The sequence below is a fragment of the Endozoicomonas sp. GU-1 genome (assembly GCF_027366395.1).
Classification (GTDB): Bacteria; Pseudomonadota; Gammaproteobacteria; order Pseudomonadales; family Endozoicomonadaceae; genus Endozoicomonas.
Map to the genome: position 1 here is coordinate 3,751,311 of NZ_CP114771.1, position 19,516 is coordinate 3,770,826.

Annotated in this window: 17 protein-coding genes and 1 pseudogene; 11 read left to right on the plus strand and 7 right to left on the minus strand. The window is 50.7% G+C overall.

Annotated elements, in window-relative coordinates:
• Positions 1 to 186: 186 nt before the first annotated feature.
• The 6 genes from O3276_RS15690 to O3276_RS15715 all read right to left on the minus strand — a co-directional run bounded on the left by O3276_RS15690 (position 187) and on the right by O3276_RS15715 (position 6,761).
• The gene (locus tag O3276_RS15690; RefSeq protein WP_269672177.1) at positions 187 to 591 is read right to left on the minus strand and encodes a hypothetical protein; all 405 of its coding nucleotides are present in this window, start codon (positions 589 to 591) and stop codon (positions 187 to 189) included.
• A gap of 92 nt (positions 592 to 683) precedes the next feature.
• Positions 684 to 2,057: a Trk system potassium transporter TrkA gene (gene trkA, locus O3276_RS15695; protein WP_269672178.1), complete on the minus strand. Its 1,374-nt coding sequence runs from the start codon at positions 2,055 to 2,057 to the stop codon at positions 684 to 686.
• Positions 2,058 to 3,377 carry a 16S rRNA (cytosine(967)-C(5))-methyltransferase RsmB gene (gene rsmB, locus O3276_RS15700; protein WP_269672179.1) on the minus strand — a complete coding sequence of 440 codons (1,320 nt, stop codon included), beginning with the start codon at positions 3,375 to 3,377 and terminating at the stop codon, positions 2,058 to 2,060.
• A gap of 17 nt (positions 3,378 to 3,394) precedes the next feature.
• Positions 3,395 to 4,339 carry a methionyl-tRNA formyltransferase gene (gene fmt / locus O3276_RS15705; RefSeq protein WP_332328120.1) on the minus strand — a complete coding sequence of 315 codons (945 nt, stop codon included), beginning with the start codon at positions 4,337 to 4,339 and terminating at the stop codon, positions 3,395 to 3,397.
• Positions 4,339 to 4,836 (minus strand): peptide deformylase, encoded by a 498-nt coding sequence (gene def / locus O3276_RS15710; RefSeq protein WP_101746989.1) that lies wholly within the window; start codon positions 4,834 to 4,836, stop codon positions 4,339 to 4,341. The genes fmt and def overlap by 1 nt, the downstream gene beginning before the upstream one ends.
• A gap of 83 nt (positions 4,837 to 4,919) precedes the next feature.
• Positions 4,920 to 6,761, minus strand: coding sequence for an extracellular solute-binding protein (locus O3276_RS15715; RefSeq protein WP_269672180.1), 1,842 nt, complete (start codon positions 6,759 to 6,761; stop codon positions 4,920 to 4,922).
• A 343-nt stretch (positions 6,762 to 7,104) separates the two neighbouring features.
• Here O3276_RS15715 and O3276_RS15720 point away from each other — a divergent pair, with 343 nt between their 5' ends.
• The 11 genes and pseudogenes from O3276_RS15720 to O3276_RS15770 all read left to right on the plus strand — a co-directional run bounded on the left by O3276_RS15720 (position 7,105) and on the right by O3276_RS15770 (position 18,246).
• On the plus strand, positions 7,105 to 8,106 hold the full coding sequence (locus tag O3276_RS15720; RefSeq protein ID WP_269672181.1) for a LysM peptidoglycan-binding domain-containing protein: 1,002 nt from the start codon (positions 7,105 to 7,107) through the stop codon (positions 8,104 to 8,106).
• 119 nt (positions 8,107 to 8,225) lie between these two features.
• The gene (dprA, locus tag O3276_RS15725; protein WP_269672182.1) at positions 8,226 to 9,359 is read left to right on the plus strand and encodes a DNA-processing protein DprA; all 1,134 of its coding nucleotides are present in this window, start codon (positions 8,226 to 8,228) and stop codon (positions 9,357 to 9,359) included.
• A gap of 240 nt (positions 9,360 to 9,599) precedes the next feature.
• Positions 9,600 to 10,154, plus strand: coding sequence for an L-threonylcarbamoyladenylate synthase type 1 TsaC (locus O3276_RS15730; protein ID WP_269672183.1), 555 nt, complete (start codon positions 9,600 to 9,602; stop codon positions 10,152 to 10,154).
• A 29-nt stretch (positions 10,155 to 10,183) separates the two neighbouring features.
• Positions 10,184 to 11,107, plus strand: a complete 924-nt coding sequence (hemF, locus tag O3276_RS15735) for an oxygen-dependent coproporphyrinogen oxidase (protein ID WP_269672184.1) — start codon at positions 10,184 to 10,186, stop codon at positions 11,105 to 11,107.
• 18 nt (positions 11,108 to 11,125) lie between these two features.
• Positions 11,126 to 11,950, plus strand: a complete 825-nt coding sequence (gene aroE / locus O3276_RS15740; RefSeq protein WP_269672185.1) for a shikimate dehydrogenase — start codon at positions 11,126 to 11,128, stop codon at positions 11,948 to 11,950.
• Positions 11,951 to 12,030: 80 nt separating this feature from the next.
• Positions 12,031 to 12,723 (plus strand): YiiX/YebB-like N1pC/P60 family cysteine hydrolase, encoded by a 693-nt coding sequence (locus O3276_RS15745; protein WP_269672186.1) that lies wholly within the window; start codon positions 12,031 to 12,033, stop codon positions 12,721 to 12,723.
• Between the two features lie 215 nt (positions 12,724 to 12,938).
• A complete protein-coding gene (locus O3276_RS15750; RefSeq protein WP_269672187.1) occupies positions 12,939 to 13,793 on the plus strand; it encodes a hypothetical protein in 855 nt (284 codons plus the stop codon).
• A gap of 126 nt (positions 13,794 to 13,919) precedes the next feature.
• Positions 13,920 to 14,594: a 16S rRNA (guanine(527)-N(7))-methyltransferase RsmG gene (rsmG, locus tag O3276_RS15755; protein ID WP_269672188.1), complete on the plus strand. Its 675-nt coding sequence runs from the start codon at positions 13,920 to 13,922 to the stop codon at positions 14,592 to 14,594.
• A gap of 16 nt (positions 14,595 to 14,610) precedes the next feature.
• Positions 14,611 to 15,421 (plus strand): annotated as a pseudogene (locus tag O3276_RS15760) (ParA family protein).
• Between the two features lie 3 nt (positions 15,422 to 15,424).
• A complete protein-coding gene (locus tag O3276_RS15765; protein WP_101747000.1) occupies positions 15,425 to 16,315 on the plus strand; it encodes a ParB/RepB/Spo0J family partition protein in 891 nt (296 codons plus the stop codon).
• Positions 16,316 to 16,494: 179 nt separating this feature from the next.
• The gene (locus O3276_RS15770; protein WP_269672189.1) at positions 16,495 to 18,246 is read left to right on the plus strand and encodes an ankyrin repeat domain-containing protein; all 1,752 of its coding nucleotides are present in this window, start codon (positions 16,495 to 16,497) and stop codon (positions 18,244 to 18,246) included.
• 133 nt (positions 18,247 to 18,379) lie between these two features.
• On the opposite strand, the gene O3276_RS15775 is transcribed toward O3276_RS15770, so the two are convergent.
• A complete protein-coding gene (locus tag O3276_RS15775; RefSeq protein WP_269672190.1) occupies positions 18,380 to 19,267 on the minus strand; it encodes a hypothetical protein in 888 nt (295 codons plus the stop codon).
• Between the last annotated feature and the right edge of the window lie 249 nt (positions 19,268 to 19,516).

The window sequence follows — 19,516 nt, forward strand, 5'->3', positions numbered from 1 at the left end:
TGCTCCTGCTTCATCCAGTGCAAGCACCCGGCGATATGGAGTAAGAAATTGCCGGGCGCTCAAACAAACTGCCATGTTGCGTTCTTATAATGGCTATAAGAAATTCTAATTTTATGCTGTAGCAGGTTACTCCCAATCCATGGGAAAAATAAAGCCTGAACGACTTTTGTCAGATAAAAAAGGGGGCTAAAGGATATTACACCTGGGTGGTAAATCAATCACCGACGTTACCAACAAGTCAGACTCTGTATCATTGGTGGCAGCCGGGTTGCTCATCAGCAGTTCTCCACCGCTTGCTGAGGGGGCTGAGCTTTCATTATGACCTGTTGTCTGTTGTTCACTCATCCGGAATGCCGCTAGCAGCCAACGGTAGGCCGTTTCTTGGTCGATGGTGACATCTTGTGCTGTTGTGGTTCCGGTCATTGCATGAACGGGTGTATCTGCTTTGACAGAAACCATTGGGCTCACTATTGCTACAGGTCGGCCAGCAGTGGACCATCTTTTAATGAGGTCGGTGCTTTGCTGGTCAGTTCCGATACTGGCAGGATCAGGCGGCGTGGCCGTTCTGCTGGCGGTCAGTCTTGTGTCCAAGGTTGTTTCCTATCGATGCTATCGTATTTAGCTCCCTTGGACATCAGTTGTCAGGAATAGTTTCCTGTGATGGATAACCACAAAGCAATGGTTTAAAAGAACCCAAGACCAACCTGGAAGAGTTGCTCAACTTCACGGATTTTGCGCTTATTGGTCAGGAAGAGAATCACATGATCGCCGGACTCAATTCGGGTGGTATCGTGAGCAATCAGCACCTGATCATTACGAACAATCGCACCAATGGTCGCGCCCTGGGGTAACTCCACTTCCTGAATGGTTTTACCCACCACTTTGGAACTGTGCTCATCACCATGGGCTATCGCCTCGATTGCTTCAGCAGCGCCTCTGCGCAGTGAGTGAACGTTTACTATATCGCCACGCCTGACGTGCTTGAGCAGGCTGCCAATCGTGGCCAGCTGTGGAGAAATCGCAATATCAATTTCACCGCCCTGCACCAGGTCCACATAGGCGGGATTGTTGATCAGTGCCATGACCTTACGGGCCCCCAGACGCTTCGCCAGCATGGAGGACATGACATTGGCTTCATCGTCATTGGTCAGCGCACAGAAGATATCGGTATCTTCGATATTCTCACTGATCAGCAGCTCTTTATCGGAGGCGTTGCCACAGAAAACCATGGCTTTGGTCAGCGTTTCTGACAGGAACTGGCAACGTTCCATATTGTGTTCAATGATCTTGACCTTGTATTGGTCTTCCACGGCCTGAGCCAGGCGCAGACCGATATTGCCACCACCGGCAATAATGATGCGCTTGTAGTCATCATCCAGCCGCTGAAGCTCGCCCATCACGGCCCGGATATCTTCACGGGCAGCAATAAAGAAGACTTCATCGTCCACCTCGATCACGGTGTTCCCCTTGGGCATGATGGCATTGCCACGGCGGAAAATGGCGGCAACCCGGGTATCCACATTGGGCATGTGTTCACGGATATAACGAAGCTCGTGACCCACCAGCGGGCCGCCATAATAAGCCTTCATAGCCACCAGCTGGACACGACCCTCGGCAAAATCGAGAACCTGAAGGGCTCCGGGACGCTCCAGCAGTCGGTTGATGTAGTTAGTAACCACTTGCTCCGGGCTGATAAGAACATCAATCGGCAGTGCGGCATTGGCAAACAGGCTCTCATTTTTCAGGTAAGCGGCCTGACGGATACGGGCAATTTTGGACGGCGTGTGGAACAGTGTGTAGGCAATCTGGCAGGCCACCATATTCACTTCATCACTGTTGGTGACCGCCACCAGCATATCGGCTTCATCGGCCCCAGCCTGTTTCAGAACCCCGGGAAACGATGCCTTGCCCTGGATGGTTCGTATATCGATTTTATCCTGCAGCTCACGAAGTCGCGTGGCATCGGTATCGACCACGGTAATGTCATTTTCCTCACTGGCCAGGTTTTCTGCCAGTGTGCCACCCACCTGACCGGCACCGAGAATGATAATTTTCATTTAGGAATCCATCTTTACCATCAGGCTGTAAAAAAATCCGTCGCCGCTGTTTACAGAGCTGCCAGAGCCGGGAAAAAGCTGCTTGCCAAACCCGGTATCGTGACCCCATGGACCGTCAATGGACTGCAATCTGGCGTCGGGTGTTTCTGACAGGAACTGCTCAATCTGCAGATGGTTTTCCTGAGGCATGATGGAACAGGTGGCGTAAAGTAACGTGCCGCCGGGTTTCAACAGCGGCCAGATAGCCTTGAGGATTTTCTGTTGCAGCTGAGCCAGTGCATCAATATCTTCTGCCTTTCTCAGCAGTTTGATATCCGGGTGGCGACGAATAACGCCGGTTGCTGAGCAGGGGGCATCCAGAAGAATGTGGTCGTATGCCTTGCCCGGGAACCAGCTGTCGGGATCTGTCGCGTCACCGCACAGAACATTCGCCGTCAAACCCAGTCTTTGCAGATTTTCAGCCACTCTTTCCAGGCGGACGCTATCGGCATCCAGTGCATCCACGGTAATATCCGGGTTCAGTTCCAGCAAGTGACAGGTCTTGCCCCCCGGCGCACAGCAGGCATCGAGAATATGATCACCGGGTTTTGCCGATATCAAGGTCGCTGCCAGCTGGGCTGATTCGTCCTGAACACTGGCAGCTCCTTCATGAAACATGGGTAGTTTGTCCACGGCACTGGGCCTGACCAGGGTGATGGCCTGTGGAGCAATTTTGGACTGTTTCGCCGTGATACAGTCATCCAGCAGTTTTTTCAGGTATCTGGCGGGCTTGATCTTCTGTTCATTAACCCGGAGGGTCATGGGAGGAGGCTGATTGTTACCCGTGAGAATGGCTTGATAATCCTCTGGCCAGGCCCGTTTAATGGTATTGATCAGCCATTTCGGGTGTGACCAGTCGCACACCGGGCTGCGCTCTTCCAGGTCATGCAACTCTTCAACCCGGCGCTGGGCATTTCTGAGAATGCCATTGACCAGGCCCCTGGCCCAGGCCTTACCCATGGTCCGGGTTACCTGTACCGTCTCACCAATGGCGGCATGGGGTGGAATGCGGGTAAAGAACAGTTGATACAGACCAACCAGAATCAGGTTATGAATGTCCTGCTCTTTTTCTTTCAGGGGTTTCTCGGTGAGAAACTTAAGCCAGGCATCCAGCCGGTGGTAGTAACGGAGTGTGCCATAGGAAAGCTCAGCCAATAATGGCTGGTCTTTTTTTGACAGTTTTTCCTGCAACTGCGGCAGTACACTGCCCAGTGATTCGCCCAGAGTTACCCGGGTGATCGCCCGTGCTGCCAGCTGTCGAACAGAAGATTGTTTAGCCATATCAGGTAAAAAAGCGCCTAACTGAATTGTTTTCCGGTGCTGAACATCGCTTTTTTGCTGTTCAGCAGCTCCTGCACCGTCATTGCACGGCTTCCAGCCAACTGCAGCCGTTTAATGCGCAGGGTGCCTTCATGGCAGGCAATATCCAGACCCTCTTTATCAGCCTTGATCAGGGTTCCCGGTGCTTCGGTTGTGCCTTCTTCCAGGGCTATTGCTTCCCAGACACGGATGTTCGTGTCATCCAACGCGGTGATCGCCACAGGCCAGGGATTGAATGCCCGAATCTGCCGGTCCAGGGCCTGTGCGGATGTTTGCCAGTCCAGCCGTGCTTCTTCTTTACTCATCTTATGGGCGTAGTTTGCCAGGTTGTCATCCTGTTTTTCCGGATGAATATGGCCAGCGGCAATGTCATCAAGCGACTGAACAAGAGCAGGCTGACCCACTGCAATCAGACGGTCATGAAGGTCCGATGCGGTATCGGTTGGGTGGATGGGGCAAAAAGCTTTCAGCAACATGTCGCCGGTATCCAGTCCGGCGTCCATCTGCATAATGGTGACACCGGACTCAGTGTCACCGGCTTCAATAGCCCGCTGAATCGGGGCTGCTCCGCGCCATCTTGGCAAAATGGAGCCATGCACATTAATACAGCCCAGCTTTGGAGTGTCGAGCACCGCCTGTGGCAGAATCAAACCATAGGCAACCACCACCATCAGATCTGCATCCAGAGCGGCAAGTTCCTGCTGAGCGTCTGCATTTCTCAGGGACTTTGGCTGGAAAACGGGAATATTGTGGGTAACAGCTAGGGATTTGACCGGTGAGGGCAGGAGTTTCTGACCACGCCCTGCAGGTCTGTCCGGCTGGCTATAGACGGCGATCACCTGGTGTTGACTATCCAGAATGGCCTGAAGGTGTGCACTGGCAAACTCAGGGGTTCCGGCAAAGATAATTCGAAGGCTTTTCATCAGTGTTTTCTTTTGCCAAGCTTTTTCCTGATACGGTCCTGTTTCAGGCGGGACAGCGTGTCGATAAACAGTTTTCCTTCCAGGTGATCCAGCTCGTGCTGGACACAGACCGCTGCCAGTCCGTCGTAATCCCGTGTGTACTCATTGCCATCGCGATCTAAAGCGGTGAGTCTCACTTGAGCGTAGCGGTCCAGCAGTTCATAAAAGCCGGGGACTGATAGACAGCCTTCCTGGAAGTCGGACTTTTCATCGCCGATGGGCTCATAGCCTGGGTTGATAAGCACCTGGGGCTCGTTACCCTCTTCAGAAAGATCCATAACCACGATGCGCTGATGAATATCCACCTGGGTTGCCGCCAGACCCACGCCCTTGGCGTCGTACATGGTCTCCAGCATGTCATCAACGATACGTCGAATGTCGTCATTGACCTCCGCTACAGGTTTGGCAACCGTACGAAGTCTTTGGTCAGGGTATTCAAGTATTTCCAGTAGAGCCATCAGTGATCTCAGGTGAGGCAGTCGATAATGAAGTTTGTTGACCTTTCAGTATATCTGCAAATTCAGTCTGTACCTAGCCGGACTTATTCCGCCTGCCACCAGGTATTGATGATCATTGGGTAATCCGTGGTTATTGCCGGTCGCTTGATATTGCTCTGGAGGGCAAGTCTGACTTTGCCAAAGTACCAGAGTGGAATACCGTAGTGATTCCAAAGCAGCACCCGGTCAAGGCTGTGAATAATGGTTTCCAGCTCTTTCTGACTCCCGGCTCTTGGTATTTTCTCCAGCAGCGCATCAATCACCGGGTTTTTGATACCGGCCAGATTCTGGGTATCGGGTATATCCGCATTACTGGAGTGAAAGTACCTGAATAGCTCACTGCCCAGCGAGAGTCCCAGGGAATAGGCATTACCCATGGTATCAAAATCCAGCTTTCTCACTCGCTGTAAATAGTTGCTGATGTCGAGAACCCGGTATTTCAGCTCAATACCGATGCTGGCCAGGTTCTTTTTAAATGGCAAAACAAGCCTGTCCGCCAGATGACTGGAAGTGATCAGCTCAAACGTCAGCGGTTCTTGCTGTTGGTTGACCAGTTTGCCCCCCTTGAACTGCCAGCCTGCTTCATTCAATAGTGCCAGAGCCTGTTGCTGTTGGGCTCTGATCGAACCATCGCCCCGGGTTTTGGGGGATAAAAATGGCTGATGGAACAGGGCATCGGGCAGTTGCGTGCGAAATGGGGCTAACAGCGCCTGTTCATGGGCAGAGGGCAGACCTGAAGCGGCGTATATGGAGTTTGGAAAGTAACTGTTGGCCCGGACATAGGCGTTTTCAAACAGTGTCCGATTGCTCCACTCAAAATCCAGCAGATAGCCAAGCGCTTTTCTTACCCGAATATCATTAAAGGGAGCCCGGCGGGTGTTGAACACGACCATTGGGCTGCCAATAATCATTTTGGTTGGAATTTCAGCCTTTATCACTTTGCCAGAGATGATGTCGGGAAAGTTGTAGGCTCTGGTCCAGTTTTTGGCAATGGGTTCAAAATAGAGGCTAAGCGCCCCGGATTTAAAAGCTTCAAAGGCGGTGGTCAGATCCCGATAGAAATAGAGCGTGATCTGATCGAAGTTGTATTTGCCCCGGTTTACCGGCAGATCCTTCCCCCAGTAATCCTTAACCCGGGTAAAGGTAACCGATGACCCTCCTTCCACATGGGTGATTTTGTAGGGGCCACTGCCCAGTGGCGGCGTCAGTCTGGATTTTCCGTTAAGCCCGTCTTGCCAGTAGTGCACAGGCAGAACTGGCAGCTCGGCAGCACAGAACAGTTGATCCCGGTTGCCAGACCTCTTGAAGTGAAAGCGAACCCGGTGTTGATCAAGAACCTCAACACGCGCAATGGGCTTAAGCTGAATCTGATATTTGACCGGGCCTTTGGCGCGCAGGTACTCAAAAGAGAACGCAACGTCCTCTGCCGTAATCGAATGGCCATCATGAAAGCGGGCGTTGGGGTGGAGGTTAAAGGTTATCCATTGGCTGTCGTCAGGGTACTCCACTGATTGGGCAATCAGGCCATAAGCAGAGCGGGCTTCATCGCCGGTCGGACTGTAAGCGCCCGTCCCCACCATCAGGGGTTCGTTCAAACCGAGAAAACCCAGAGTAAAAAATCGCAGCGGTGAGATTTGGGAGATGTGGGTTCCGGTTTGGGAATATGGATTTAACGTATCAAAGACACCAATGGCGGCAATATTCAGTTTGCCTCTTTTCGGGGCATGAGGATTGACGTAATCGAAGTGACTGAAGCCTTCCGGGTATTTAAGATCGTCAAATCGTGAGAGTCCGTGTGACTTATGCAGGATGGGCGTTTCTGCCATCACCAGCAAACTGACAACAGAGGCTAACACTGCCAGAAACATCAGGCTGTTCTGTTTCAAAGTCGCTCCTTTATCCAGGCCGCTCCTTTATCAAAGCCACACCGGGATACTGGCTCAGGAAACTACAACAACAACTAATAGTAGCCTTATTCTTCCTGATCCAGCGCTGAGAATGCAGGGCGATTTATGTGACCTGATCTTGAGAATCAGATATGAACGCCGAGAACTAACAGAGAGCCGATTGCCCACAGGCTGAAGCGGTTGATACACTGTTCGGATGGTCTAAGCGAAGAAAATCTGGTGTGGCACACAAAAACTCAACAGGCCCTAACGTAAACTAAAAACTATTCAAGGGATCGGGACGACAATGAGACGCTTTGCTCTGGCAGGAATCCTGCTTTGCATGTCTTCACTGGGACTGGCATTCGATAGCCCGGTAAAGGCAGACTCCCCCAGCAGGTACACCGTTGAGAAAGGCGATACCCTCTGGGATATATCCACTACGTTTCTGGACAGCCCCTGGTTATGGCCGGAAATCTGGCACGCTAACCCCCAGATAGAGAATCCCCATCTGATTTACCCTGGCGATGTCGTCAGTCTGGTTTATATCAATGGCCAGCCCAGGCTGATGATTGCCAGTCGCGGGAAGCCAGGTCGAACGATTAAATTAACACCAAAAATCCGGGTGAAGCCCGGAGAGTCAGCAATCCCGGCGATTCCTTTGAGTGCTGTGCAAAGTTATTTAAAGGGCGGTCATGTCTTTTCCAGCGAGGAGCAGCTGAATAACGCACCTTATGTGTTTGCTGCGAAAGATGGCAAATTGGCTTCAGGGGCCGGGGATAAAATATACGCACGGGGCGATTTTGCCGGGCACAACCTGCGATTTGATGTCGTCCGCCGTGGTCAGCAGATTGTTGACCCGGAAACCGATGAATTGCTGGGGCTTATTGGTATTGATGTGGGAACCATCAACTTGAGTCATGTCAGGGAAGGGGTTGCCTCCATGGTCGTGCAGGAAAGTAACATGGAGATGAAACCCGGTGACCGGGTGGTCAGCCAGGATGCCAGCGGATTGGTCACGACGTTTTTTCCAAGAGCGCCGACTGCACCTTTAGAAGGCATTGTCACCGCTAGCCTGAACAACACCAAAAAGGTTTCCAAGTTTGATACGGTGGTTATCAACAAAGGAGAACGGGAACGTCTCAGGCAGGGGGATGTCCTGGCCGTCTATCGAAAGACACAGGAAGCCCTGGACCCATTTACCAATGAACAGGTTACTCTGCCATCCGAGAGAATCGGTTTGGTGATGGTTTATCGACCTTTTGAAAAAATGAGCTATGGTATTGTGCTATCAGCTAAAGAGGATATTGAAGTTGGCTATATCCTCCGGAGCCCACAACCATAAGTAACCATTTATTCAAACAACAGCCCGAATGTTTACGGGTGCTTCATTGGATGTGTGGCTTATTCGGACAGAGCTGTTAATAACCAGAATAAGCCACACAACTCCGGAAAGAGAATTCAATGATATACACTGATACCAACCAGAAGGACTGGTTACAACTGCTCCCCTGGCTAACCCTTTCCCTGATTCCGGGGCTGGGCCCCATCAAATCCAGCCAGCTTATCGACAAATTCCAACATCCCAGCCAGCTTTTTTCCGTACCATTTAACCAACTGAAAGAGATTATTCCGGAGAAACTGGCCAGTTTGCTGGTCAATGCCCACAGAGACCCATCTATTCAGAAACAGTTGCACCTGACACAGACATGGCTGGAAGCCAGTCAGGCCCATACCATTGTGACACCGGACTCCCATCTCTATCCCAAAGCGCTGAAAGAGCTGCCTGATGCACCGGTTGTGCTCTACGTCATTGGTAACAGTCAGCTAATCAGTGAGCCACAGCTGGGCGTTGTCGGTAGCCGAAGGCCGACACCCAATGGTCGCCGGGTGGCCCGGGAGTTTTGTGAACACTTATCAAGAAGTGGCCTGGTGATTACCAGTGGTATGGCACTGGGAATCGATGCGGCGGCCCACCAGGGCGCACTGGGTTGTTATGGTGCGACAGTCGCCGTGTTGGGTACCGGTGTGGATCAGGTTTATCCGGCAAGGCATGAGGATCTTTATCAGTTGATTGCCAGTCAGGGGGCCATCGTCAGTGAATACCCACTGGGAACAAAACCCTTTGCCGGTAACTTTCCCCGTCGCAATCGTATTCTGTCCGGTTTATCCCTTGGCGTTCTGGTGGTTGAAGCCGCACTGGAAAGCGGCTCATTAATCTCGGCAAGGTTGGCTGCGGAGCAGGGGCGTGAGGTTTTTGCCATACCGGGTTCGGTGCTGAACCCGTTAAGCCGAGGGTGTCATAAGCTGATCCGTGAAGGTGCAGTGCTGGTAGAAAGCCCTGATGATGTATTAATTGAACTCGCACCACAGCTCCATGGTGTTATGAATGAATTCTCTCCATCCACTCCCAGTCGCAAAGAGACCGACCCACTGCGGCTTAAAGTTATTGAAGTGATGGGGTTTGACGTTGTCAGTGCAGATCAAATCAGCACACTGTCCGGGATTCCCTTTGCGGAGCTTTCTGTGGTGCTGACCGAAATGGAGCTTGATGGCGTAATAGAGTCCACATCCGGTGGTTTTATTCGTCTTGGCTGATTTGTGAATCAGCGGAAAGGATCGTGCTTTACATTTCCGGGTGTTGCTTCTGAACTTCTCTTGCTAGACTAGCGAACCTTACTGGTGATGCTTCGGAAACTATCAGTAGCCTGTGTGTTCAGTAGCCTGTGTGTTGTAATTTCGGGCTGACTATCTGGCGAATGCTGAAGCAGTTCTTGCGAAAGACGCTGTTCTCCGACAGCCGTTAACTAGCTGAGAGTTATCTCTGAGAGATGTTTCATGATGGATGTAGATCAGGCAGCCAGAATAATCAGAAGTGGCGGTGTCATCGCTTACCCCACAGAAGCCGTATGGGGGTTGGGATGTGACCCCTGGAACCAGCAGGCTGTTTATCGGATTCTTGACATCAAACAGCGACCGGTTGAAAAAGGGGTCATTCTGATTGGTGCTTCAGAGGATCAGTTTTTCCCGCTACTTAATCCCCTCTCTTGTGAAGAAAGAGCCCGGCTGAAGTCTACCTGGCCAGGTCCTTATACCTGGCTTATTCCAGACCCTGCTGGCTGGGCACCCGACTGGGTCAGGGGGCAGTTTGATACGGTTGCTGTTCGTATTACTGCGCATCCACTGGTGAAAACACTGTGTGAAGCAACAGGGCACCCGATAGTGTCTACGTCAGCAAACCTTGCCGGTAAGGACCCGCTGTTAACGTTTTCTGGTGTAGAGGACGTGTTTGGCTCACTGCTGGATGGCATTGTTCCCGGCGAAACCGGAGAGCAGAAAACACCCTCAAAGATTCAGGACCTGCGTTCGGGGCAGCTGGTAAGGGCTGGCTAATATTACTAAAACTCAGGAATGGTCCCGGAATGTCAGAACCGTCTGTAGATCTCGTAAAGCAATACCTCCTGGATTTGCAGAATCGCATCTGCACCGCGATTGAAGCAGAAGAAACCAGGGGCTCCTTCAGGGAAGACCAGTGGGACTACCTTGGCTCCGGCAACAAGGGGGATGGTGGCGGTAAAGCCAGAGTGCTTGAAGGGGGCACGGTGTTTGAAAAAGCCGGTGTGAATTTTTCCCATGTAACCGGGGATCAGCTCCCTGCCAGCGCCACTGCCCATCGACCACACATGGCTGGCAGAAGTTTTCAGGCCATGGGGGTTTCCCTGGTGATCCACCCGGATAATCCATTTGTGCCAACGTCCCATGCCAATGTCCGGATGCTGATCGCCCATAAAGATGGAGAAGCACCGATCTGGTGGTTTGGCGGCGGCTATGACCTGACGCCTTACTACGGCTTTGAAGAAGATTGTCAGCACTGGCATCAGGTGGCCAAACAGGCCTGTGATCCCTTTGGGGATGATGTCTACCCCCGCTATAAAAAGTGGTGTGATGAATACTTCTTCCTTAAACACCGCAATGAACCCCGGGGGATCGGCGGACTGTTCTACGATGACCTGAATGAGTGGCCATTTGAACGCAGTTTTGAGTTTATGCAGTCGGTTGGCGACAGCTTTATTGATGCTTATTTGCCCATTGTACAGCGCCGTAAATCCCTGCCTTACTCGGAGCAGCACAAGCGTTTTCAGGAGTACCGGCGTGGCCGTTATGTGGAATTCAACCTGGTATACGACAGGGGTACTTTGTTTGGTCTGCAGTCCGGCGGTCGTACGGAGTCTATCCTTATGTCATTGCCGCCTCATGTACGCTGGGATTACAACTGGAGTCCAGAGCCTGGCAGTGAAGAGGCACGACTGTATGACGAATTTTTAAAACCAAGAGACTGGGCATAAATCAAGAGGGTCTGAATCATGGCTGGGCCAGTAGACACGTATGCAGTAATGGGGAACCCTATTGCCCACAGCAAATCACCGGTCATTCACACACTGTTTGCTGATCAGACTGACCAAAGTCTGCGTTACACCGCCCTGTTGGTTGACGTTGGCGGCTTTAAAAAAGCGATTGATGAATTCTTTGAAAACGGTGATCTGGGGTTAAGTATCACCTTACCCTTTAAGGAAGAGGCGTGGCAGTTAGCGCAGAAGAGAACGTCGCGAGCAGAAAAAGCCGGGGCGGTAAACACCTTGTGGCAGGAACATGGCCAGCTCCATGGGGACAACACCGATGGGCTTGGCCTGGTGGCAGACCTTCAGGCAAATAACGGTGTAACCATTAAAGGCGCTCGGGTACTTATTCTGGGGGCCGGTGGTGCCGTGAGAGGGGTGCTTGAGCCCCTGCTGGCCGAGCAACCGGTTGAGGTTGTGATTGCCAATCGAACCCGTAGCAAGGCTGATACGCTGGTTGAACTCTTTACGGATAAAGCCATTTCAGCCTGTGGATTCGACGATATAGAGGGCCGTTTTGACCTGGTGATCAACGGCACCGCTGCCAGCCTGCAGGGAGAGATACCGCCCATACCCGGCCATATTATTGATCAGAACACCTGCTGTTATGACATGATGTACGGTGCCGATGAAACCGTTTTCAATCGCTGGTGTCGTGAGCAGGGGGCAGGTAAAACCATTGACGGGCTTGGTATGCTGGTTGAACAGGCGGCCAAGCAGTTTGCCATTTGGCGTGGTGTTCGTCCTGATACCCGTCAGGTACTTGACCTGTTGCGGAATGAAATGGCCTGACAGGTTCTATACTCCTGAACATGATTCTTTATATTGCCTGTACCGCCATTACGGGATGATCTTCAGATATTGGGTTCGTTATGGATAAAGCGCTGCCAGTCACTGTAATGCCAGCTAATGTGATCGCCAAAGACCTCTTGCCAGGTGACCTGCTTTTTCAACTGCGCTCAGGTGGAGAAGCCGAATGGGTTATCAGTCGGCTCTTTTCGGGTCGGGATGGTGCAGCCATTAATCATGTTGCGCTCTATGACGGAGATGGCATGGTTATAGAGGCTGTCATGCCCCGGGTGCAGAAAACTGCTTTGGATGGCTTTGTCAGCAGCTCGGTATTAGACAACCATGGCAGACCGTGTGTCCTGGTCTGTCGGCTGGCATCGAGCTACTCGGCACTGGTACCGGATGCTCTGGCGTTTGCAGAGCAGCAGCTTGCGGTATCCTATGACCCTCACTACCGGCAGAATCAGGAAGAACACCAGAAAAGCTGGTATTGCAGTGAATTAATTGTTCATGCGTTTCGCCATGCCAATAAAGGCATTTTCCTGTTTGAAGAAACACCCATGAGTTTCCGGGATATGGCAACCGGAGAGCTGATGCCGTTCTGGGTTGACCATTATCAAGCCATTGGCCAGGAGATCCCGGAAGGGCTTCCCGGCTCACATCCGGCGCTGCTCTCCTGCTCCGACAAGCTAATGTCCGTTAATCGTCTTGGATCACTTCCGGCAAAAAGTTGTCAGGATTTATGCAGCCTGGAGCCAGGGTCGACTCTGGCCTAGAACACTGGCCTGAACCGTTTTCTGATCAGCTCTGCACCAGTTTTGATTAACCTCATTTTATGTTCCTGCCTGATAGACTGCTGTCTTAATTTAATCAGTCAGCGGGTGATCTGCGGCAACCACACAATCCCCCTACTGCTGTTGAAACTTTTCTAAAAAGTGAATGTCTGCGCGCAGTGAGAAAATAGTTTTCAGTTTGTGAATGAGGTAGTTCCATGGCACCCGACTTTCCCGCTTTGGCTATTCCTGGCTTTGAGGCTGTCATGCAGGATCTGATGGCTGTGGCTCATGATGTTATGAATCGTGATCCAGATGATGATGACATAATCGATATGCTCCCTGCCGTGCCGCAACATGTTGTCCCCTATATTCCTTCAGCCAGACACCAAAATGCTGCACCCAAAAAACTGGAGGAGTTCAGCATTACCTTGCCTGACGTGCCTGATGATTCTCCCCCTCAGGCTGGTGTTCAGGAGAAAAATGAAAAGCCAGCAGGGGCAGAGGCCCCTGAGAGTTCAACAGAATGTGATCCACCAGATGAGCTTGCTGCACGCCGGAAGAAAAAAACACAGCTGACCGACGCTATTCTCGAATTACGACTTGAGTGCTCGAAAATTGAGCGTACATGGGCAACCTGTGTCCCCCGGGTGGATATCGATTCAAAAGAGGCCCAGGATGTGGTTTGCTACGCCACGGCGATGCGCTGCGGTGCATTGAAAAGGTCACTTGTTGGATACTATGCGGCACAACTGGGAAAACAGGTGGAGATTGTTAATGTACAGGCGGAGGTTGTTAATGCACAGGTGGCAAAGGATCATGGCAGACATGCTAATGGTCAGCAGCCTGTGGCTCAACCTGCAACGAGATTACCCAATAACGTCAGTATTTGCGTGGAAGCAATGAAGGCATTGGAGTTAGCGAAAAATGTAACCGCTGTTTATGATCCGGACAAAGAGCCACTTGAGAGAGATGCCAGGCTGGCAGAAACCATCAAAACCTATGAAGCCTATCAAAAAGTAAAAGGACAGTTGGCCGGCTTACAGGCATCCCTGCAGGCGATGAATGAATGATTGCGTCGATTTTATCAAAGTTATGAAATAGACTGATCAGTTATCTATTCTCATCAGTAAAGCCAGACGGCATCCAGATAGCTTATCGTCACTGCAAGGCTTACCGCCCGCTGGCTGAAGGAATCCATGAACGCTTCCCCATCATCATTAACCGACCACTCCCTGGCTCAGATCTTACAGAACGACATTGGCCGGGGTGCCAAATCACTCGGTCTTGATTTGTCCCCGGTTCAAACGGATTTGCTGACCCGCTATGTTCTGCTGCTGAACAAGTGGAATAAAGCCTACAATCTCACCGCCATCCGTGATCCCAGAGAGATGGTCTTCAGGCATATTGTGGATAGTCTGAGTATTGTTCCCCATATTTCCGGTGAGGCGATTCTGGATGTAGGCTCAGGCCCCGGGCTGCCTGGCGTGGTTCTGGCGATTATGTACCCCGATAAACAATTCACGACACTGGACAGCAATGGCAAGAAGACCCGCTTCATGCTTCAGGCAAAACTGGACCTTCAGCTCAATAACCTGGCAGTTGCTAATTCCCGCGTAGAGTCTTTTCAGGTGGATGTGCCTTTTGACGCCATTACTTCACGGGCATTCAGCTCATTGGTTAATATGGTAGATGGTACAAAACACTTATTATCGCCTTCAGGTGTTTATCTGGCCATGAAAGGGCTATATCCTGAAGAAGAATTGAAGGAATTGATGGATCGTCACGAAATTGAGCTGGTTGGCTGTGAGCCTTTAAAGGTACCGGGTACAGACGGCGATCGTCATCTTGTCATTTTGCGTAACAGGCATTGAATGGTATTAAACGGCTGTGGCTAAAATTCTAGCGGTAACCAATCAGAAGGGGGGGGGTTGGCAAAACCACTTCCTGCGTTAACCTATCGGCTTCCCTGGCGGCCAGTAAGCAGCGGGTACTGCTTATTGATGTTGACCCCCAGGGGAATGCCACCATGGGCAGCGGAATCGACAAACATGCTCAGCAATGGTCCGTTTACCATGTACTGACCGGGCGCTGTGATATCGAACAGGCAATCCTGCCATCCCGGGATGGCGGTTATGATGTTCTGGGGGCAAACGCCGACCTGACGGCAGCAGAGGTTGAGTTGATGGAGATGGATCGCAAGGAATCCAGACTCCATGACGCCCTTGCCAGGGTTGAAGATCAGTACGACTTTATCATGATTGACTGCCCTCCCTCTCTGAACATGCTGACCATTAATGCCATGGTGGCTGCCCGTGGGGTGATTATCCCGATGCAGTGCGAATACTATGCACTGGAAGGTCTGACTGCCCTGATGGAAACCATTGCAGGCCTGAGGGAAACCATCAATCCCGACTTGCACATCGAAGGTCTGCTGCGCACCATGTATGACCCGAGGATGACGCTGACCACCGAAGTATCAAGACAGCTCATCAACCATTTTGGTGATCAGGTCTATCGCACCGTGATTCCCCGTAATGTTCGACTTGCCGAGGCACCGAGTCATGGTAAGCCGGTACTGGCCTACGACCGGAACTCCCGTGGTGCGGTGGCTTATCTGGCCCTGGCCGGCGAGCTGGTACGCAAGCATGACATCAAGGGGCTTAACGGCAAGTCGACAAGGAAAACAGGAACTCACTGACCCATGGCGAAACAACGTCTCGGTACTAACTTGAATGCACTGCTGGGAAGCGCCAGGCTACCGGCATCCCTGTCCAATGATCTTGCCGGGCCATCACCGGTCAAGGAGTCACTGGATGGGACAATGAAAGACCTGCCCGTTGAGTTTCTGGTGCGTGGCAAGTACCAGCCCCGCCGAGACATGCACCCTGATGCCCTGGAAGAGCTGGCTGAAAGTATTAAAGAACAGGGCATCATGCAGCCTATCGTGGTTCGTCCGGCCGGGCAGAATCGCTATGAAATCATTGCCGGTGAGCGTCGCTGGCGTGCAGCACAGCTGGCAGGCCTTGCGGACGTTCCTGCCCTGATTCGTGATGTTCCCGATGAAGCTGCCATTGCCATGGCACTGATCGAAAACATCCAGCGGGAAGACCTGAACCCAATTGAAGAAGCGATTGCACTTTCCAGACTGCAAAAAGAGTTCGAACTGACCCAGCAGGAAGTGGCCCAGGCCGTCGGTAAGTCCAGGGCTGCCGTTGCTAATATCTTGCGACTGATGGCCCTGAACCCTGAAGTAAAGAAAATGCTGGAATATGGCGACCTGGAAATGGGCCATGCCAGAGCGTTGCTTTCCCTGGGCGAACTGGATCAGTTAGAAGTAGCCCGAACCGTGACCGCAAAGGGATTGTCTGTTCGTCAGACGGAAGCACTGGTTCGACGAATCCAGCAGGAAAAGGAAAAAGGCGGAAAAACCGTTAAGCGGCTTGACCCTAATATAAAGCAGCTTGAAGATGAGCTGTCGGAAAAGGTAGGAGCCAGGGTTGCCATTCAGTGCAGTGCCAAAGGAAAAGGCAAGCTGGTCATTTCCTACAATTCACTGGATGAGCTGGATGGCGTGTTGGCCCATATCCAGTAAATACCGCTTTTTGATCTCCTCTGCGCTCTTTCCCGGGGCGCATCCCAAGCATAATACTTGATTATCTCCCAGCTTATACCAGACTGGCTATCTGGTTATCTTCAATGATCGAACTGCGCTTTTTCAAATGGATTGCTGTTGATTGAAATTCACAAAAAACGCACTTTGGAAGATTTATTATGAATACCGTCTCTCCTGAGGATCTTACGGCCTTCAAATCGCTTCTTCCCTTTCCCGTTGTGGTTTGCCACCACCTGTCAATGCAGTCTGGCAATGCAGGGGAATTCAATGGTCAGTCGGTTGTGTGCCAAAACCCCACAACACAATTGATCCGCTCCCCACAATGCCAGTGCGATATGCTGTTTAGCGACAATGCTGACATTCAGGAATTAGATACGCTGTTACAGAACAGGGTCATCGATATTTACGCCAAACAAGTCCGCAATATATGCCAAACATCTGTATATGGGTCCCATGATACGGTGTATTGGTACTCACCACTGTCCGTGCATGACCCAAATATTCTGAAGAAACTGCAATGGTATTTGAGTCAGGATGGGGTTGATATCAATCAGCCTATTAATTTTGCCGGGGAAACCCTGGTGCACCAGTTTTGTAAAGCGAGCTGTATCCTTCGACGGAATAGTCTGAATCGGCCTCGGTACCCGGTTCATCCAGATACCGTAGTTACCTGGCTTTTGAGTCACGGAGCATCGCTGACGACGGATCGATTGGGCAATACGCCATTACACACTGTCTGCTCCGCTGGTGCCACCCGGGAGCTTATGGCCATATTGCTGAAAAAAGTCAGGGAAAATCCGGCAACCCTTGATGCATTGAACAACGACAACAACACAGCCCTGTCTAATGCGCTGAGTTCATATTCATGGAATGGTATAGCCGTTCTTTTGTTGCGGGCAGGAGCCAGTGTCGGTGATGTCGGCAATCGTTCCCAATACATTCCGATTACTACAATGATCGAAAATCGCAGACTTGATAGCGAAAAACTGGGGTTGCTTGCTCACCATGGGTTAGATATCAGTCAATGCACCAGTGAAGCATCGCTTTTTGTCAGTAAAATGATTCCCTATGACTTCTATCGAGATATCGAAGTGCTTCTCTTCTGGATAAAATCAGGGTTGGCCCTGAGCGGTATTGATGGTGATGGCCAAACATTGCTTGCCGTTTGTTTCAGTACCTTCGGAGAAGATGAAGATGGCGAGTTTAATCGAAAGCTGGAATTATGCAGTTACGTCCTGAAAACTGCCTATAAATATCATTTTCCCGAAAATATTGACGCTCTGAAGGGGGCTATTTCGGACGCCTTAATGGAAACCAGGGCAGAGGATATCGGTAAACTGCTAAAAGGCTATCAGGATGTGTTCTATCTAATTGATGACACGGTCAACATGATTGCCAGGGATTTGAGTGATCAGAATAGAGTGAAGCTAGGCGACTTGCTGGCACAAGCCAGGGCTGAGCACCCTGCAGGGATGAGTCTTCGGCCTTTCATCTACCTGCCCTATGGGCCTGTTATGCAATCGTGCACTGATGCTTTCATGAAACGTATGGAAGCTATGCTCTTCGCACCAACCAGCGATTTTATCAGGGTAGGGTTGGAGCCTGACAGACGTCGTTTTGCAAGAACTGAGAGTGACGAGGGGATAGACTCTGATATTGAAGATAGTGATGAGGATGAAGATGAAGATTCTCAAGATAATCCCTCAATTAACTATTCAGATATTCGATTGTACGACTGGCTTTTAGAACATCGGCTTGGATCATTGCGGCAACTGCTGCTGTCACACAAAGCACTTCATAAAACGATCTGCAAACATCAACAGGAGCTGGCTTGCGAGTTATCGGTTGAAAATGAACAGCTGCTTAAGAGATTACTTGGTGAAACGGGTTCAGTGGATGAGCCCGGATGATAAATACGCATTATGAACCTCTGACGGTGTTCCTGATTGCATAATGGCAACGAGTGTTACAGAACACCTCTGTACAACAATGGGAGCTTTCTATTATCTCTACTGACTGTTCATTTAATCCCTCGGCAGGGTGTCATCTCTGACTGGTATCTACAACAATCTTTATAAACATGGTGTCATCTTTAACGTATCCATGTTCCAGCCTGGAGAGTGCCAGGAGCTGAGGGTTGCCACAGGGAATGTTACTTGGCTTTATTGGTCGTTGAAAAGATGAGGAATTCGGGTCGGGGGAGAAAGCGTCAAACTTGTCATCTACACCATACTGATCGAGGATCATAAAAGTAATTTTTTGTCGAAACGGCCAACGCTGAATAGCGTCATAGTCACCTTTCATTAAAGCCAGAAACAAGCTGATATGGGTGCCTTTTCCTGATCCATCACCATTCAGGTAGACCCTTGCTCGCATTTTATACCCGAATTCGCTGGTACAGAATGGCTGTGAATAGATGGACTCCGGGTTGCAATTGATCGCCTCCATCCGTTTGGCTGCAAATCCATCAATCTTCCATACCAGGGTACCGTTCCAGGATGCTGTTTTGTCCTGTAAGGCATTGACTTTAAGGGTTCCAGCCACCTGACGCAAAGTAGCGGGATCAACATCCCTGAGTTGACTCATCAATTGAAGTGCATTGGTAATGTCGTTTTTGATATTAGCAATAGCGAGACGATTTTCTTCAGTCTGAGATTCTATATTATTGTAGAGTTGCTTAAAGTCAGGCGGTAACGAGGTACTGGGAGACGTTCTCAGCTCCTGAAGTTTTTCGTTAAATTCCCGGGTAATTTGTTGCATTTGCTGTTTCATTAACTCCATACCTTGATCCAGTGATGCCATCCTACTCTCGATAGATGGTTGTGGCTTTGAGAGTAGCCATTCCAGCCTTTTCATCTCATCAACAAGCTGATCTATCCTTCGGGAATCCTCTGAAATATCGTGTTGCAGCATTCTTATCCTGTCTTTCATGGGAATATTTTCACATCTGTCGAGATGACCCTTGATATCGTTATAAGACCCGCGCCATGTGCAACCAGTGTTTCCATAGGTGGTGTTTGAAGGGCATTGACTTTGATAAACAAATTTGATTTCCCGGGTTGAATTGGTGTCCGGAAAAAGGGCGTCTTTATCTATAGGGCAACGGTAGTCAGATAAATCACCCGGGGGGAAGTTTGGTTGTTTATACTGCTCATGGTGTACGCAATGACGACACAGTAA

Bases quoted from the DNA above. Each gene is read 5' to 3' on its own strand.
- trkA (WP_269672178.1), bottom strand. From the start codon at position 2,057: ATGAAAATTATCATTCTCGGTGCCGGTCAGGTGGGTGGCACACTGGCA.
- rsmB (WP_269672179.1), bottom strand. From the start codon at position 3,377: ATGGCTAAACAATCTTCTGTTCGACAGCTGGCAGCACGGGCGATCACC.
- fmt (WP_332328120.1), bottom strand. From the start codon at position 4,339: ATGAAAAGCCTTCGAATTATCTTTGCCGGAACCCCTGAGTTTGCCAGT.
- def (WP_101746989.1), bottom strand. From the start codon at position 4,836: ATGGCTCTACTGGAAATACTTGAATACCCTGACCAAAGACTTCGTACG.
- O3276_RS15720 (WP_269672181.1), top strand. From the start codon at position 7,105: ATGTCTTCACTGGGACTGGCATTCGATAGCCCGGTAAAGGCAGACTCC.
- dprA (WP_269672182.1), top strand. From the start codon at position 8,226: ATGATATACACTGATACCAACCAGAAGGACTGGTTACAACTGCTCCCC.
- O3276_RS15730 (WP_269672183.1), top strand. From the start codon at position 9,600: ATGATGGATGTAGATCAGGCAGCCAGAATAATCAGAAGTGGCGGTGTC.
- hemF (WP_269672184.1), top strand. From the start codon at position 10,184: ATGTCAGAACCGTCTGTAGATCTCGTAAAGCAATACCTCCTGGATTTG.
- aroE (WP_269672185.1), top strand. From the start codon at position 11,126: ATGGCTGGGCCAGTAGACACGTATGCAGTAATGGGGAACCCTATTGCC.
- O3276_RS15745 (WP_269672186.1), top strand. From the start codon at position 12,031: ATGGATAAAGCGCTGCCAGTCACTGTAATGCCAGCTAATGTGATCGCC.
- O3276_RS15750 (WP_269672187.1), top strand. From the start codon at position 12,939: ATGGCACCCGACTTTCCCGCTTTGGCTATTCCTGGCTTTGAGGCTGTC.
- rsmG (WP_269672188.1), top strand. From the start codon at position 13,920: ATGAACGCTTCCCCATCATCATTAACCGACCACTCCCTGGCTCAGATC.
- O3276_RS15765 (WP_101747000.1), top strand. From the start codon at position 15,425: ATGGCGAAACAACGTCTCGGTACTAACTTGAATGCACTGCTGGGAAGC.
- O3276_RS15770 (WP_269672189.1), top strand. From the start codon at position 16,495: ATGAATACCGTCTCTCCTGAGGATCTTACGGCCTTCAAATCGCTTCTT.
- O3276_RS15775 (WP_269672190.1), bottom strand. From the start codon at position 19,267: ATGAAAGACAGGATAAGAATGCTGCAACACGATATTTCAGAGGATTCC.